Source organism: Leptolyngbya cf. ectocarpi LEGE 11479 (genome assembly GCF_015207065.1).
GTDB lineage: Bacteria > Cyanobacteriota > Cyanobacteriia > Phormidesmidales > Phormidesmidaceae > Leptothoe > Leptothoe ectocarpi.
In genome coordinates this window covers 1-15,806 of the sequence record NZ_JADEXP010000128.1, presented here as the reverse complement: position 1 = coordinate 15,806, position 15,806 = coordinate 1, and the positions used below count along the sequence as shown (strand labels likewise).

The following is a 15,806-nucleotide window of genomic DNA, read 5'->3' as shown; positions in this document are numbered from 1 at the left end:
TCCTGGCAGCGTCCATAGGCTGTTCATCAATGATCTAACCAATTTACTTTTAATGAAGAAAATTAAACACAGATATTTCTTATCCTGTATTGATGTGTAATGATTGGGTCTATGCCTCTACTAGGTGCTCACTATGAGGATTCTTTTTAGACATTTTGTCCTGGCCGGATGTTGCCTGGGTAGCATGGCTTGGTTGGCGGTGGGTGCCCTATTGCAAACAGCTCAGGCTCAAATCCAGCCAGACAATACTCTGGAACCGACACCAACTACCCTCCGTAATGAGGCCAGCACTGGACAGTTGTTGATTGAAGGCGGTGCCTCTAGAGGTAGTACCTTATTTCACAGCTTTAGCGACTTCAATATTTCTCCTAATGGCAATGTCTATTTTGTAAATCCAGACAGCATTGAGCTTATTGTTTCACGGGTCACTGGCAATCGTGCTTCTAATCTACTGGGGACGCTGGGTATTTTAGGTGAGGCAGATTTATTTTTTGTTAACCCCAATGGCATTGTCTTTGGAACAGAATCAAAGTTAGATGTAAACGGCTCTTTTGTGGCTAGCACAGCAGAGAGTGTTGTGTTTAACGATGAGTTTATATTCGGCACGGCGGCACCGGAAGCACCATCGCTGCTGACAGTCAGTACACCAACAGGCTTACAATTTGGTCAGCGACCTGGAACGATCGGTTTTCAGTCACCAGGGGGATTTAGAATTGAAGGCTTAGTGGTGCAACCAGGGCAAACACTGGCTCTATTAGGTGGTGAGCTAGACTTTCAAGGTGCTGGCCTGAATGCGTTTGGGGGACGGATTGAATTGGGCAGTGTGGCTGAAGCCGATACTGTCAACGTTATTTCGCTCAATCCAGGTTTTACTTTTAACTACGATAATATTTCGATATTTAACAACCTGAATTCAACGAGAAGCCTAGTTGATACCACAATTTTAGATAACAATCTGACATTATCAGATACTCAGAACAATGGTGTTTTTATTCAGGCCGCAGATATTGTACTGAGTTCATCTACATTAGTTTTAGCAGGTACTATAACAGACTTACCAGGAGGTGACATTTTTATAAATGCTCGACAGTTAGCCCTCGAAGGCGGCTCAAGTATTTCTTCTTCAACAATCTCAAATTCTCAAGAGGATATTGTCGGAGATGCAGGCGATATTGTAATTAATGCCAGTGAGTCAGTCACCCTAAGCGGTGGTTTAGATGTTGGCTTTTTTAGCTCACCCACAAATATAAATGCGGCCACGCTTGGACCATCTATTAATTTCTTTAATGGTTCTCTACTGGGCAATTCCTTTGGGGATGGTGGAAATATTACGATCAACGCCAAACAATTATCAGTAACGGCAGGCTCCTCGATAACAGCTTCTTCTGGTTCAGCAGGGGATGCTGGAGACATCACGATTGATACATCCGGCCCTGTTGAAATATCTGGAATTTTTACTGGAGAAAGCTCTTTTAGGTTTGCTGACATCAATACAAATACTACAGGCACAGGGGAAAGTGGCAATATTTTAATCAACAGCGCTCAACTCTTACTACAGGATGCAGGTGCAGTGACATCAAGGACAGCTGGCCTCAACGCTGGGGGGATTATCGAGGTTAATGCCAATCGGGTTGAAGTTATAGGAAGCGCTGTGATTCCCGCCTTTGAAAATAGCGAGCCTAGAGAGATTGCCAGTGCTGTGACGGCGGTAACTTCGGCTGAAGGGCAAGCAGGACAAATTCGATTGAATGCTGAACAAATCATTGTACTGAACGGGGGACAGGTGACAACAGCAACTGCGCCTGGAAGTAGGGGTGATGGCAATTTGTTACAAGTCAATGCCGCTGAAGAAATTCGAATTGCAGGTGTTTCTGCAGTAGAGGGCTCTCCCAGTGGTTTGTTTAGCAGCACCAACGGTAGTGGTAATGCCAATGAAGTACGAGTGGACACTAAGAAACTGAGTATTTTAAGGGGGGGCGAAATTTCTGCAGCCACTCTGAGTGAGTCAGCTGAATCCTCGGGGAGTTTGAACTTAAATGTGGATCGTTTGTTTTTAGATAATGGCAGCTTAACGGTTGAAACCCGTGCCCAAGGCGGTAGTGGTGCAAAGATTTCTATTTCAGGCCTGGATATAGTGCTGCTGCGCAATGGCAGTCTCATTTCGGCAGAAGCTGTTAATAGTGCCAATGGTGGTAACGTTCTTATAGATGCTGCTCAGGGATTTGTGGTTGCTCCCTTTGAAGAAGATAGCGACATCCTGGCCCGTGCCAATGTAGGCGACGGGGGGAACATTGAAATAGTCGCCCAAAGTATTCTGGGTTTGACGGCGAGGCTGGCTATCCGCGGCAATGGCACCAATGATATCGACGCTAGCTCCAGCTTTGGATCGTCGGGAACGGTACTCCTCAATGAGCTAGCGGTGAATCCAGCCGTAGAAGAGACCGAATTACCTGACAACACAGGAGTGCCCAAAATTGCCCAGCAGTGTAATCCTAATCAGGAGATCTCCAGCTTTGTCGTAACTGGTCGTGGAGGGGTACCTCTGGACCCTCAGGCCACAGTGCCCGAAATCTTATGGCAGCCCAACAACTCGAATGTTCAAAGCGCATCATCGGCAGTAGCGACAGACCAGGTAGTGGAAGCCCAGGGCTGGCAGGTGGATGCAGTGGGTCAAGTTGTACTCACTGCATCAGCAACGGAGACTGTTCCCTATGGCACTACATCATCTGTAGCCCATTGTTCGCGCACTCATCGTAGGGAGGCATTATGAAACGGGTCATTCATCATCTAGTCCGCTACGGAATTCTGTTTTGTTTGGGCATCGTGCTGAGCATGGGAGTCATGCCCGTGCTGGTGCATACCCATGCCTCTGCACAGTCGGTACTCTCTAGGCCTCAGTCGGCTGAATCTTTGATTGAACAGGGCCGGATTTTGTATGAACAAGGCAAGTGGGAAGACGCCCTAGAAAACTGGCAAGATGCCACCCGACTCTATCGAGAATTAAATGACCCGGCAGGCATCACCGGTAGTTTACTGAATCAGGCCAAGGCCTTCGCCCGAGGGGGGCACTACCGCCAGGCGTGTCGGACAGCGCTTGTGGCCATTGGTTCGGCAGAACAGCACTGTGACTTTAGCGAACCGGCTGCTATGACAGCAGCTATGGCAGTCATTAACACGGAGGCTGACCCTACGATAAAACTGTTGAAATGGGTCACGTTAGGCAATATTCTGAGACTCAATGGGTATTTGCCGCAGGCGCAGGACTCTCTTGAAGCAGCCGTCACTCTTGTTCAAGGACTTAGTCAACCTGAGCTACAGGCTAAAACCCTCTTGAGTTTGGGTAAAGTACAACAGCTGCGCTATCAACAAGCCGTTCAGCGCTATCAACAAACTCAAGATCTAGCTGATCAAGATCAGGCCATAGGGATGGCATTTCAGGCCTTTGACACCTATCAACGGGTTGAGCCCCTATTAGATAGCCAGGCTAGCAATACTCTTTTGCAGGCTCAATTCGCTGCTCAAATGCTGGATTTGCTAACCCAGATGAGCCCTGGGACTCTCCTATCTCACCCATCCCAACGAGGTGCTTTGTCAAAGCTGACGCGTGAGCTGCAATACCAGGTCCAACGGTTAAAACAACTGCCATTGGCAACTGTACCCCCCAGCCGCGAACTGACGGATAGTCAATTGAGTTTAGCCCAGAGTTTGATTAGGCTATGGATGCTACCCGAGGGCACCATTCCTCCCTCGCCCACAGCAGATATTTTGCCGCTCCTAAATCAAGCCTATGGAAATGCGATCGCACTCCAAGACATCACTGCCCAGTCCCAAACTTTGGGCATCCTTGGCCACCTTTACGAAATCTGGAATAATCAGTCGCTTGACCGTTGGCACTCGGCCACCCAGGCCACCCAGAAGGCCCTGGCCCTGGCCCAGTCTGTGCAAGCATCGCACCTGGTCTACCAGTGGTCGTGGCAGCTGGGGCGGCTGTACCAGCAAGAGAACCATCGAGATGTGGGGAGTGCGATCGCATACTACCAAACCGCCGTTGATACCCTGGGCGATGTTCGCCAGAACCTGCTAGCCCTCAATCCAGACGTGCGTTTTTCTCTGCGGGATAACAGTGAACCTCTGTACCGCGAATTTATTCTATTGTTGCTAGAGAGTGCCGACGGTGCTAGCCCCAGTCAGAAAAATCTACAACAGGCCGTACGGGAAGTGGACGCCCTGCAACTGGCTCAACTGGAAGACTTTCTAAGCTGCAATCTTACCCAGCAAGTGGCGTTGGATAAAGAACAACTCGATCCCACGGCTGCTATTTTTTATCCCATTATCTTACCCAATCAACTCGCCGTTGTTGTTAGATTTCCCAAGTCTGAAGAGCTACGATTTTATCGTACACAGCTGCCTGATACCGATATTTCCCAATTCCTCGAGAGTTTACGTCGCGAAGTAGAGCGGCCCTTTCTCACCCAGACATTTTTTAACCAATCGCAACAGGTTTATGACTGGTTAATTCGGCCCATCGAATCTGAGCTAGCAGACCAGGTCATTGATACCCTAGTGTTTGTCTCAGACGGTGCACTGCGCAATGTACCCATGTCTATTCTCCATGATGGCCAACAGTTTTTAATTGAAAAATATGCCATAGCTCTTAGTCCCAGTCTCACATTGCCCACGTCTCAGCCCCTTTCAGCATCAAGGCTCGCCGCCCTAACCTTTGGTCTCTCTGAAACCCGACCCAATTTTCCACCCCATCAGGGATTTGCGCCTCTAGAGAATGTGGAAACCGAATTGACCATTATTCAAGACCAGCTGCCAAGTCAACAGCGCTTAAACCAAAGTTTCACCAGCGGCTCCCTCAAAACGTTAGTGGGTGATGAGTCTGCCCCCGTAGTACACCTCGCTACCCATGGCCAATTCAGCTCTAATCCCCACGATACGTTTCTGTTAGCTTGGGACCGACGTCTTACCCTGAACGATCTCAGCCAGCTATTGAATAGCCGCACAGAGCAAACCGCCATTGAACTGTTGGTACTCAGCGCCTGTCAAACTGCCACTGGCGATAGCCATGCTACGTTAGGCCTGGCTGGTGTAGCGATTCAGTCCGGTGCCCGCAGCACCATTGCATCTCTGTGGAGTGTGGATGATATTGCGACTACTGAGCTAATGGGATATCTCTATCAGGCCCTATCCACTACTGCACCAACCCGTGCCCAGGCACTGCGCCAGGCCCAGCTAGCCCTGCTCAACAACCCGAGTTTTCGAGCGCCCATCTACTGGTCAGCATTTGTTTTAGTGGGCAATTGGCAATAAATCAACGGCAGCAGTCTTGTAGAGGGGCATCAGCAATTGCTTCTAAACCGGCAGAGCCCAAAAAATCCTGCCACTGTTGCTCTGTTTGCTCAGTCTCTGACTGTCTCAGGGTAGCCACAGTTGTCAGTGCATTGTGCCAGATACCCTGACTCAACCAAATCTCCGCCTGTTGCTGCAAACTTTCGGCACCATTAATCTCGCTTAGCACGTCAGCACCAGGGTTGACGCGCTGTAGGGTGCCTGCCACCCGTGGGTTGTCGGCTGGTTTTCTAGGGTTGACCAACAGACTAAAGACCCAGTTGTAGGTACGATCTATATCGAGTTCCGTATCCATCTGAATACCAACAATACCGCCTTCCTGGGGTAAGGTTATCGTTTGAACAGACAGGGCCAGCTGGGTATCGTCCAACAGGGCAAATTCTCCCGCCGTTGGGGCTGTATGGGCAGGCACATGGAACCAAAGTACCGGCATAGCCGCTGTGGTTAGGGCGGGTTCAGACGATGACGGTAAACTGCAGCCAGCTTCTGATACGGCCAGGGCAGTATCACCAGGTACCAGCGCCACTAGCAAAGCACTGCAGTCTCCCCTGGAGCCTCCCGAACTGCGACGGCTGGGGCTGCCTCGACCAGTAAAACCATCGGCGGGGTCTTCATTCTTAGCAACAACAAGCGATAGAGTCGCAGCCTCGCTGTCAGCCTTTGCCAGTGATTTCGCCTGGACCTGGGCCATAGCCCACCCAGGCAGCCAACCCATGATCACAATGGAGATAGAAATCAGGCGTAAATGTTGTAAAGAGGTCATCATACATTCAATGTAACAATTATTGACTTATTTACGGTGCCAGGATGGATAACAGAGGGTTAAACAAAGGGTAGACCCTGTCCAGATCAGCATAGCTGGCACAATAGGTACCCAAATACTCAAGATCAGCATACCGTAGCCAGAAAAAAAGATAATCAGGTTGCCACCTGCAATCCAAAGCATAGGGGGATAGCCACGGCGACACCACCAAACGCCCCAGCCACTCATTAGAAATACAGCACCAATGCCAACAATTTCTAACCAGTTGGGCCACCATTTGAGTAAAGGCCGCTGGTCTAAAACGGCGCTGAGCAGTTGACTGGTCATGTGGGCATGAACCACCACCCCCGGTAGACGTTGTTTCTGTCCCGGAATAAAGTGGCTATCTTTGGCATCGGCTAAGCCCAGGAGAATAATTCGATTGGGAATCAATGTCTCGAGCTGATTGTCCAATTCATCACTCAGAAGTTGTTGTAAGGACACTTCTTCAGGATGGTGATGCCGATAGTTCACCAGCAGTTGATAGCCCTTAAAGTCACTTGCGGACATCTGATACCCACCACTGGTAGAGGTGAGTGCAGGCAGGGACAGGGCTCCTAAATAGGCCCGTTGATCGCCGTCAAATGTGAGTTCTGTCCCCTCTGGTTGCAGATATCGCAGGGCCAGGCGCAAACTAAAGGCCGCTGGTGTCGGACAGGCTTCGCTGCCTTCCATACCGATGAGGTGACGTCTGACCACATAGTCTGGATCGATAGCAAAGTCTGCAAACCCGACCTGGTCTATGTCTATGTCGGGGGGAGCTGCAATACTAGTGGGCACTCTAACGTCCACGGTACGGGCTTTTTCACAGATAGCGATGATGCGATCGCTCCACCGATCCGCCAGCTCGGGTTCATAGGGTGCTTCATGGAAAAAGTCTACACCGACAACCCGAGGCTGATGGGACTCAATCTTGTGTAAAACGTTTAGTAGGGCCGTATCCGACAGGGCACCCGTGCGCGGATAGCCCAGCCGATCCTGGTATTGGATATCAGCTTCACCCACGGTAATCACCAAAAAGCGATCATCTCGAGGCTCAGGCGGACGCCATCGTAGAAACTGATCAAATACTCGCAGTTCTATCGGCTGCAGCCAGCCTAAAACCTGCATCACTATGACAGTAGCGGTTATCCCACCACTCCACAGATACGCGAGGGCTGGCTGCTGAGCTGGCCGCTGAGCTGTTTTAGGCGATGTCCCAGGCGCTCCTTGTAACTGCTGGAGTACCCAAGCTTGGTCAAAAACAGTTTTATAGATGCGGTTAAATACCTGCAACCGTCCCTGCTGCTGGGTAACCAGTCCGGAAAAACGCAGTTCTATCTGGGCGGAGGAGCGATTATTAAACCGAATACCGTTCTGTTTCAGGATTTTTTGATATAGCTGCAGCAATCTCTCAGGAGCCTTAGCACCCAACAACATCCGATTGCGAATGGTGCGCAAATGCTCGGGCTCATCCTGAACTTCCCAATGGTTGAGAATATATTGATGGACGATATGATCAACCCTCTGTTGAGGCGTTCCTGTGATCTCTGCACCGTGGTTTACTACCAACTGACAGAGTTTTTGGGTCAAAAAGGGCTGTCCCCCTGTCCAGCTTAAAATGGCGGCCAGTCCGGCCTCGGCGTCAGTCACCACAGGAGCCAAGCCCGCCTGTAAAGGCTCGGCCTCTTGGAGCGTAAACCCCTGGAGCGAAATCGCCCGCCCAATATTAAACGGAGTACTGGTCAGGTTTGTCATTAAGTCCGAGGGGGTCGCTACCCCCAGCATCACCACCGTTAGTTGACGGTAAAGGGGGTTACTAGCTCTCTGTTCATAAAAATTGCGAATCAAACCAAAAAAATCTTCTGTGGGAAAGTTTAACCCCAGCACACTGTCAATCTCATCAAAGAAAATCACCAAGGGCTGCTGCAGCTTTGGCACCACCATCTGATCAATAAAAGTGCCAAATCGCTGAACCGGTGAGAGATCCTCATGCTCCTGTAGCCACTGACGGCGATTGACCTTGAGCCCCAGCCTTGAATTGAGCAGCTGGATCATGCCGCCGTACCACTGGGTAGCCGTTACCTGCTGACTACCAATCCCCAACAGTTCAATTTCGACACAGCATACTCCCGCATCCAGCAATCGTTTAACCGTACGCACCCGTAGAGAGGATTTTCCCATCTGACGGGCATTGAGCACGTAGCAATAGGTCCCGGCCAACAACGCCTGAAATAAATCCTCATCGGCCCGGCGAGTCACATAGCTGGGAGAATCCAGAGGCAAGCTGCCACCTGACTGATAGCGGGGACTGCTAATCATTAGACCAGCTGATCTAAATGGGTTTTAAAGTACTCGCGGTAAAGCTGACAGCGGGGTTGAGCCAGGTTGCCCTGGAGTTTAATCACCCCCATACTGTGCAACTGATGGGCCATAATCGCATCCACTGCCACAGGCTGTTCAGTGGTTATCATCGTCTTCAAAATCGTTTTCAGGTCAAGATGGTCGCGAATATCAAGCCAACAATCCCGCAGATGATTAGCATAAATCCCTGAATCGGTTGGTGCCCCCTTTAAAAGGGTGGCTAAATCTTGCTCGGGGTGTCGCTTCAGGTGTTCAAACGCCTGTTGCAGCAGATAGGGATGTCCCCCCACCATTTCTATTAAAGCTGCAATATCTAAATGGTCCACCTGGTGCTGGGCCGCAAATGATTGGGCCTGGTCATCGGTAAAGTCGGGTAGCTCAATGGGAACGCCCACATTAAAGGGGGACTGATTGATATTGAGTGGAATATATACATCCGTGGCATGGACGATGGCTAACCGCAGCTGTTTCCAAATGGGGCTAGTATAGGTTCTGGCCTGCTCATACCAGGACCGTAAAAGCCCAAAAAAGTCTTCGTAAATATCGGGATAGGAAAACAATACATCAATGTCATCAAGACAGATAACCAGTGGTTCGTCACTGACCGTCAGTAAATATTCTTCCATATAGGTAGAGCAGCTCATTTTGCTACCCATCCCTTCTTCGTCCCAGTAGTCATTGATATGGTTGGGGATAGCCAGCAATCGACTGATGTTAATGCATAACCAGCGCAGGAAACGATTGAGATCAGAAAAATGAGTCTTTCGATCGGCCATCTCCATGCTGATGCGCACCGTTCGCAGACTCTCCGTTGCCAGCTGGGCCAGTATGCGGTCCATCATCAAAGTTTTACCCATCAGTGCAGGAGATTTAACCCGTACCAGGGCGCCGGGCTGCAGTAGCGTATCGTGGCAGAGCGACTCTAGCGGTGGGCGTTCGATATAAATGGCGCGATTGTCGTCATCCTCGGCCCGAGCTGCGGGCTGAGCTGCAACCGGAGGACGGACCGACTCAACGGGCTGAACCTGGGAGGGGGCTGCTGGCACATCTGAGCCAATCCTTTCCCAACCTGGAACAGTGATGTCCGCTGGAAATGCAACGCTGGCTGTGGTGGGCGGTGAAGTGGACGGTGAAGTGGACAGGACTGCCATGGTATCGCCAGACGGCGGCTGGGGCATGTCTTCTAGCCTTAAGAGTTCCTCATAAATCTGGCAGGTGGTGGGGCTGGGGGGCACCCCCAATTCGTCTTGCAATCGGGTCATGCATTGGTGATATACCCGCAGCGCACTGGCGCGATCGCCCTCTTGGGTATGCAGCCGCATGAGATGACAGTAGGCTGGCTCATAAAGGGGATCTAGCCGCTGTAGCTGCTGGGCATAGCCCAGAGCGGTCCGTACCTGATTGTGTTCAGCAAGCTGAGGAATCAAGGTATCTAAGACTGTGATGGCCTGCTGCCGCAGCTGGTCTCGATGGGGCTCAATCCAGTCGTCGTAGCAGCTGGGAAGTAAATCTCCTTGATAGAGCTTAGCCGCTTGCTCCAAGAGCTTAACGTCGGCTGCTGTCATCGTTTGTAATGATGTTTGCAACGACGCTACCGCTTCAGTGGCAGCGTCAAATTCGGCTACATCCAACCAGCAATTGTCATCTTGTACCCACTGGACGGTAGTTTTTTCAACACGCAGCCACCGATCGCCACCGGGCAGCTTCTGCTTTAGTTCATGCAGCCGTCGTCGTAGATTGGCCTTGGCTTCCGTATCACTCACCTCTGGCCACAGCTGTACGGCCACTTGCTGACGGGATTGGGACGTATTGCGGTGCAGCAGTAAAAAAGCCAGGAGTGACTGCAAACGCTCTGAGGTTACCCCTGTGATAGAAGTACCATCAATGCTCAGAGTTAACTCACCTAGCAGCTTAATTTTGAGGCCAGAGGACACCTTAGACAAGGAGGAAAAGATGCAGTCACAAAAGTTGGATAACAAGTAGATCTTATGGGCGTAGGCCAATGATCCCCTGTAAGCAAACACGAAATTTAATGATTTGTAGATATTGAGCGAGCGGCGAGCAGCGGCGATTTAGGCAGCATGATTAAAGAAACCGTTTCCTATGGTGTCTGACGAGCCTTTTTTTCAAAATACTGCTGATGCTCTTGTGTTGCTGGCCAATATGGGGACGCAGCAACAATTTCAGTGACAATGGGCTGACTGTAATGGCTGGCCACAGATTGTTTGGACTGGAGAGCTAGCTGACGCTGTTCATGGGTGTGATAAAAAATCACTGAGCGATACTGTTCTCCACGGTCGGCACCTTGACGGTTAAGACTGGTGGGATCATGGATACGCCAGAAGGTATCTAATAGTGTTGTATAGCGGATTGCGGCTGGATTGTAGTTTACCTGGGCCACTTCAGCATGCCCTGTAATGCGGGAGAGCACATCTAGATAGCACGGGTTTTCAAAATGCCCCCCCATGTAGCCAACGGATGTTTCGACCACTCCCTCTAACTGGCGGAAAGCCTGTTCGGTCCCCCAAAAACAACCGGCTCCAAAGGTTGCGATCGCAATCACGTTTTACACATCCCCATATACTATGCTATGGCCCCATCAAGGTAGCTAGCCCCTGCTAAAAACCTACTCAAATCCTCCGTAGCGCCAGGGAACGGGATCCACAGCCACCTGGTTCAGGTACAGTCCCCAGTGCAGATGAGGCCCCGTCGCCGCACCGGTCGCCCCGATCGCCCCGACTCGCTGGCCAGCCCTAACAAAATCACCTTCATTCACATCTATACGGCTCAGGTGAATCATAATGCTCAACAGCCCCTGACCGTGGTCAATACCGACGGTATTACCATGCAGCTCAAAGCCATCGGCAACGCGACCCACAAGGCGAATATATCCGGCTGCAGGCGTTACCACGGGAGCACCGGTCCCAGCGGCATAGTCCACCCCGCGATGGTAGTAATTCTCAGCAAACTCACCATTGTAATAACGCCGGACGCCATATTCAGAGCTGACCCGACCCTGGCTGGGGCGTAGTAGCTCACCAGCCCAGTGGCGGTCGGGACTAACCAACTGCTTAAATGCATCCACCCGGTCAAACTCATGGTCCGTGCCCAGACTACCGCTGCCCCGCAGCGTGATCCGCTGGGTGCGAAAATTACGATTACGTAGGCCGACGGCCAGATTGCGGGTTTCTTCAGCTCCGCTCACCTGAATGACCACACGCCCCGGCGGATCGAGGGGACTGGTGGGAACAAAGGCGCGAAAGCGATTATTGGATAATGGAAAACTGGGATAGGCTTTACCGTTGGCGGTGACAGTCGGGGAGGGAGTAGAACCGCTAGTCCGCACAATGACGGAGATGGTATCGCCTAGCTGTGGGGCTGTGGGGTTAATGGTGACATCGTAGGCGTGGGCAGCTTTAGTCGTTAGCCCCCATGTTGCTAGCCCCCCGGTTGCAAACAGACCTGCTAATACCTCACGCCGCCGTATCGCCATACTGGATTTCCCTTTAAGTGATCACGTAGATATTACAGCCTATTTTTCTATTTTTGGGGTTCTGGTGTGTCGCTTTAAATAGAATAAAAAAAATTAAAGATAATAGGCTTTAGTTTTTACAAATAGACTCAATCAGCTGCTGTTGCAGGGTGGCCAGTTCAGCCGATGGCACGTCCACATTGAATAATGCCTGAATTGCATCTAGCCGCATCCCCTGCTCTACGAAGTAGTCTGCCCGCTGAATGGCGGTCCAGTGGGCGGCGGACAGATCAGTATCTTTGGGCGTGGCGTTCATGGCCAGAGCCTCACTAATGTGTTGGCGAGAGAATTCAGGCAGCAGACGAAAATCAGGAAATGTTGTGGGTCTGTCGGCCTCAGCATCAAGATAGACGTCTAAACGATAGATGACTTCAGACTGTAGCGGTTCTCCATCATAAACAACATGATGGGTAGTTGACGAGGGATAATATTCCCAAAAAACAACATTGGTGGCTTCGTTGCGCAGGGCAAGCTTTTCGATGCTGCCGGGTTGAAAGACCATGACGGGCTGCTCATGCCAGATTGCAGGTGTGCCGACACCGGCAGTAGCGGGTGCGATCAGGCAAAGGTCCCCCCGAGAGATCAACGGGGGTTCTTCATCATCGCTATCTAGAATGCGTCGAAAGACGTTGTTGAGCGGCGCAGTCGGCTGAGCTTCAGCAATGGGTACGGGGAGTACACACAAAATGGCTAAGGCGCACAGTAGTTGGGTGTAGATAGGTTTGGTGTAGGTGGATAAACTAGCCATGATTGTATCCTCGAACGTTTAAGGGATTCAAGATTGTATAAGAGCCAAAAATGAATGCTGGAAAGACGCCCTATTGTGGTCGAGAGCGAGACCGCTGCAATCCAGGCAGATGGTAAAGCCAGACGGTGGCGGTGGGTAGAAGCCAGGGTAACACTACAGAGACTGTAATATGGGCCTGCAAACCGATGAAGCCATAGGCTGTACTCCAGAGCATCAGACCGAGCCAGCGCTGTTGCGGTGACCAGTCATATCGCTTGGCAACAATGACTGAACCTGCGCCTAAAAAAGAAGCTACACCGATGAGCAAAAGGCTAGGAATAGGGATAATCTGGTGCCGCTGTAAAAAGTGATGGACGGCATAGGCATGGGCTTCGGTACCGGTAAATCGAGCCGGAGGGTGAGTACGCTGACGGTGCCAGTAAGTAACAGCAGGCGGTGGTTCTGTATAGTCCTGGGTGTCCCCTAACCCAGCTCCACCATAGCCCCCTGCTCCGATTAAAACAACCTGATCTTTCCAGATTGACTGGTGCAGGGGCTCTAGCAGCTCAGACGATGAGAGGGATTGGTAGACGCGATCGGTGGGAATGGAAAAATCTAAAATTGGCTGGAACCACCGCTGTTTGAATAGGCGTGACCAGGGGGAACGACGGAGCTGAGAGAGCCGGGTTAAGGCTGGATTGTGGGGCTGTTGGATACTGAGCAGTTCTGTTTTTAGATCTGCTGCATTATTGTTAGCTGGGGAAGTAACAGCATTACCGCTGGCCCGCGCCAGGGCTACCAGGTAGGCAAAGGGACAGCGAGTTTGACAGCTGGTGGCGGGGGGTTGGAGATAATTCCAGGGGGCGTTGGCGTATCCCTGCATACTCCAGGCCAGGTCGGCCACCCCTGGGCGAGGGCCGACCTCTTCTCCTCGGGTCAGCACAGAACCCAGGACTAGCAGGCTACCTCGGTCGGCAGCAGTTTCTAGGGACTGTCTCAGGATCGGCTGGTTGTCGTCCTGTCGGCGGTCAAAGAGATAATCAATCCCAATCACCGGACTCTCACCAGCGGAGAGAATGTCAATCAGCTGGGCAATGTAACTCCAATCCATCTGGTATGGGGTAAATTCGTCGATCTCGGAGACGGCTTTGTCGTCGATTTGTACCAGCAATACTGGAGGGGACGATGGGTTCGGAATTTGTTGGGTGATTTGGCGATAGACTGACTGAGTGTAAAGCCGTTGGGATAGGAGCTGATCGCGTATAGAGGGGGTGCAGGCCAGGAGTGCGATCGCACCCAGCACCACCCCTTGCTTTATACTGGGCAACCAGGGATCCAGCCACGCTTTCCAGCCCACGGGCTGTAGTCGAAATAGCTCAGCTCCACGGTGGCTAAACAATGAAGGCACCAGGTGAGCCGACGGATAGGTGAGCGTACTTTCCGAACGCAGGGACTGGCTGGCCTTGAGCAACGCCCTATGGACATCATCAAACTGCGCCAGCCGCCGCAGAAACTGGGTTAAAAAAGCCTGGGCCACCTGGTTGTGTATGGGCTCTCGCATCACCACCACCTGATTTAGGCCCAAATCCACCAGACTCTCAGCAATATCTAGACCCTTACAGGAATTAAACAGGGCAAACTGCAGCCCATTTTGCTGTGCCTGTTGGACGTAGGGACCCAGCTCCCGCAGAGAAAGATTGGTATGGGGGGCAATGGCGATTTCCCCACCGACGCTGTCGGCTTCGTTGCTGTGGCCAAAAAAGAACAGCATATCCCAGCCGTCGGGGTCGCTAATTTTGTTACAGATGGTCTGGGCCAGCTCGGCCCCATTCAGGCCAGGTCGCCAGCCCACCTGGTGGATATCGGCCAGACTGCTCAGGGTGTCAATGGCTTGCAAATCACCGGACAGATCCAGACCGGTTTCATCGCCAATGATCACCAACACCCGCGCCCGTCGCCGATGCCGTTGGGGCGGGGTGGCCGCTGTGCGAATATTGGCCGGTAGCCGGGCGATACAGATCGGCTGATGCTGGTTAAACTCAGCGGTGACCTCCCAACTCTCCCAGGGTAGACGGGCCAGGTGGATGGGGGTACAGGTGATAAATAAGGTAATCGCTTGGGGGTTATTGGGCTCCGCCGTAGCCGCCTTGCCCAGCTGACACCGAATGGAAAATAGCGGTTCGCTTCGCAGCCAGCGGTGAAACTCCGATAGCAGCTTGGCCTCTGCCTGCACCAGCTGACTGTGCCAGTCGGTGCGAGCCGGGGAGATCTGACCGGTGACTCCGGCCCGACCCCGCAGAGGTGGCTGGCCGGAGCCAAGGTCAGAGCCACAGTCAGCCGCCAAGTCAGCCCCAAAGGCTGACTGGTAGTAGCCCAGATAGGCCCGCTGCCATCGCTGGTGCAGAACCGTCAGCTGGTCTGGGTAAGGCAGCTGGGCCATTAGCTGTTGCCCCTGGCCCCAGGTCAGCTCAAAAAAGCAGGTGTGGCTGATTTGGTTGACAGCTAGGCGATAGGTTGGGGCCATTGGGTTCCAGATTGACTAAACCGCTGTATTTCTAGAAATTTAGGAGTTATTCAGCCGTAGTGGCTCAGTGAATAACATTTGACGCATTGGAAATATTCAGAAATATGAGGATTTGACACAGCCCATCCATCTATTTTCCGTATTTTTACTGTCTAGATAATAATGAGTTTACCCGGACTAAAGCCCTTTCCTGAAACTCAATGATGCATGTTCCTGTCTGGCTCTCACCTGTTCTGGCTCCCCGTTTTCTGGCCCCCCGCGTTCTCACCAGTATGGCTCTGTGGCTAGTGCCCACTGCGGTCCTGGCCCAGGGACTCGAACCGCTACCGCCGGAGCCGGTGACGCCTTTACTTGAACCGGCCCCACTGCCTGCACCCGAGGATTTGCTACCTCAACCGGCGGTACCACCGGGGTTACCCGATGATCGGCTCGATATCCCTGGCACGTTTGTGGTGAGCGCTTTTCGGGTAGTGGGCAGCACTGTCTTTAGCGAATCAGAGCTAGCGGCGGCGACGCATGACCA

The 15,806-nt window shown here is 51.8% G+C and carries 9 protein-coding genes and 1 pseudogene; 3 read left to right on the top strand and 7 right to left on the bottom strand.

Features of this window, described 5'->3' with window-relative positions:
- Window positions 1-133: 133 nt before the first annotated feature.
- A complete protein-coding gene (locus IQ260_RS14865; protein WP_193993889.1) occupies window positions 134-2,770 on the top strand; it encodes a two-partner secretion domain-containing protein in 2,637 nt (878 codons plus the stop codon).
- The gene (locus IQ260_RS14860) at window positions 2,767-5,316 is read left to right on the top strand and encodes a CHAT domain-containing protein (RefSeq protein ID WP_193993888.1); all 2,550 of its coding nucleotides are present in this window, start codon (window positions 2,767-2,769) and stop codon (window positions 5,314-5,316) included. Before IQ260_RS14865 ends, IQ260_RS14860 begins: the two co-directional genes overlap by 4 nt.
- A gap of 1 nt (window position 5,317) precedes the next feature.
- On the opposite strand, the gene IQ260_RS14855 is transcribed toward IQ260_RS14860, so the two are convergent.
- The 7 genes from IQ260_RS14855 to IQ260_RS14825 all read right to left on the bottom strand — a co-directional run bounded on the left by IQ260_RS14855 (window position 5,318) and on the right by IQ260_RS14825 (window position 15,283).
- Entirely contained in the window at window positions 5,318-6,121 is an 804-nt protein-coding gene (locus tag IQ260_RS14855; RefSeq protein WP_193993887.1) for a DUF928 domain-containing protein, read from the bottom strand.
- A gap of 24 nt (window positions 6,122-6,145) precedes the next feature.
- Entirely contained in the window at window positions 6,146-8,458 is a 2,313-nt protein-coding gene (locus IQ260_RS14850) for a CHASE2 domain-containing protein (protein ID WP_193993886.1), read from the bottom strand.
- Window positions 8,458-10,434, bottom strand: a complete 1,977-nt coding sequence (locus IQ260_RS14845; protein ID WP_322744969.1) for an AAA-like domain-containing protein — start codon at window positions 10,432-10,434, stop codon at window positions 8,458-8,460. The genes IQ260_RS14850 and IQ260_RS14845 overlap by 1 nt, the downstream gene beginning before the upstream one ends.
- Window positions 10,435-10,601: 167 nt before the next feature.
- Window positions 10,602-11,063: a peptide-methionine (S)-S-oxide reductase MsrA gene (gene msrA, locus IQ260_RS14840; RefSeq protein ID WP_322744968.1), complete on the bottom strand. Its 462-nt coding sequence runs from the start codon at window positions 11,061-11,063 to the stop codon at window positions 10,602-10,604.
- Window positions 11,064-11,126: 63 nt separating this feature from the next.
- Window positions 11,127-11,993, bottom strand: coding sequence for a M23 family metallopeptidase (locus IQ260_RS14835; protein ID WP_193993884.1), 867 nt, complete (start codon window positions 11,991-11,993; stop codon window positions 11,127-11,129).
- A 109-nt stretch (window positions 11,994-12,102) separates the two neighbouring features.
- The gene (locus IQ260_RS14830; protein ID WP_193993883.1) at window positions 12,103-12,780 is read right to left on the bottom strand and encodes a hypothetical protein; all 678 of its coding nucleotides are present in this window, start codon (window positions 12,778-12,780) and stop codon (window positions 12,103-12,105) included.
- A 70-nt stretch (window positions 12,781-12,850) separates the two neighbouring features.
- On the bottom strand, window positions 12,851-15,283 hold the full coding sequence (locus tag IQ260_RS14825) for a CHASE2 domain-containing protein (RefSeq protein WP_193993882.1): 2,433 nt from the start codon (window positions 15,281-15,283) through the stop codon (window positions 12,851-12,853).
- Window positions 15,284-15,483: 200 nt separating this feature from the next.
- On the opposite strand from IQ260_RS14825, the pseudogene IQ260_RS14820 reads away from it, so the two are divergent.
- Window positions 15,484-15,806 (top strand): annotated as a pseudogene (locus IQ260_RS14820) (hypothetical protein); the annotation flags it as partial.

Excerpts from the sequence above, each read along its gene's own strand:
- IQ260_RS14865 (WP_193993889.1), top strand. The coding sequence starts at position 134 with ATGAGGATTCTTTTTAGACATTTTGTCCTGGCCGGATGTTGCCTGGGT.
- IQ260_RS14860 (WP_193993888.1), top strand. The coding sequence starts at position 2,767 with ATGAAACGGGTCATTCATCATCTAGTCCGCTACGGAATTCTGTTTTGT.
- IQ260_RS14855 (WP_193993887.1), bottom strand. The coding sequence starts at position 6,121 with ATGATGACCTCTTTACAACATTTACGCCTGATTTCTATCTCCATTGTG.
- IQ260_RS14850 (WP_193993886.1), bottom strand. The coding sequence starts at position 8,458 with ATGATTAGCAGTCCCCGCTATCAGTCAGGTGGCAGCTTGCCTCTGGAT.
- IQ260_RS14835 (WP_193993884.1), bottom strand. The coding sequence starts at position 11,993 with ATGGCGATACGGCGGCGTGAGGTATTAGCAGGTCTGTTTGCAACCGGG.
- IQ260_RS14830 (WP_193993883.1), bottom strand. The coding sequence starts at position 12,780 with ATGGCTAGTTTATCCACCTACACCAAACCTATCTACACCCAACTACTG.
- IQ260_RS14825 (WP_193993882.1), bottom strand. The coding sequence starts at position 15,283 with ATGGCCCCAACCTATCGCCTAGCTGTCAACCAAATCAGCCACACCTGC.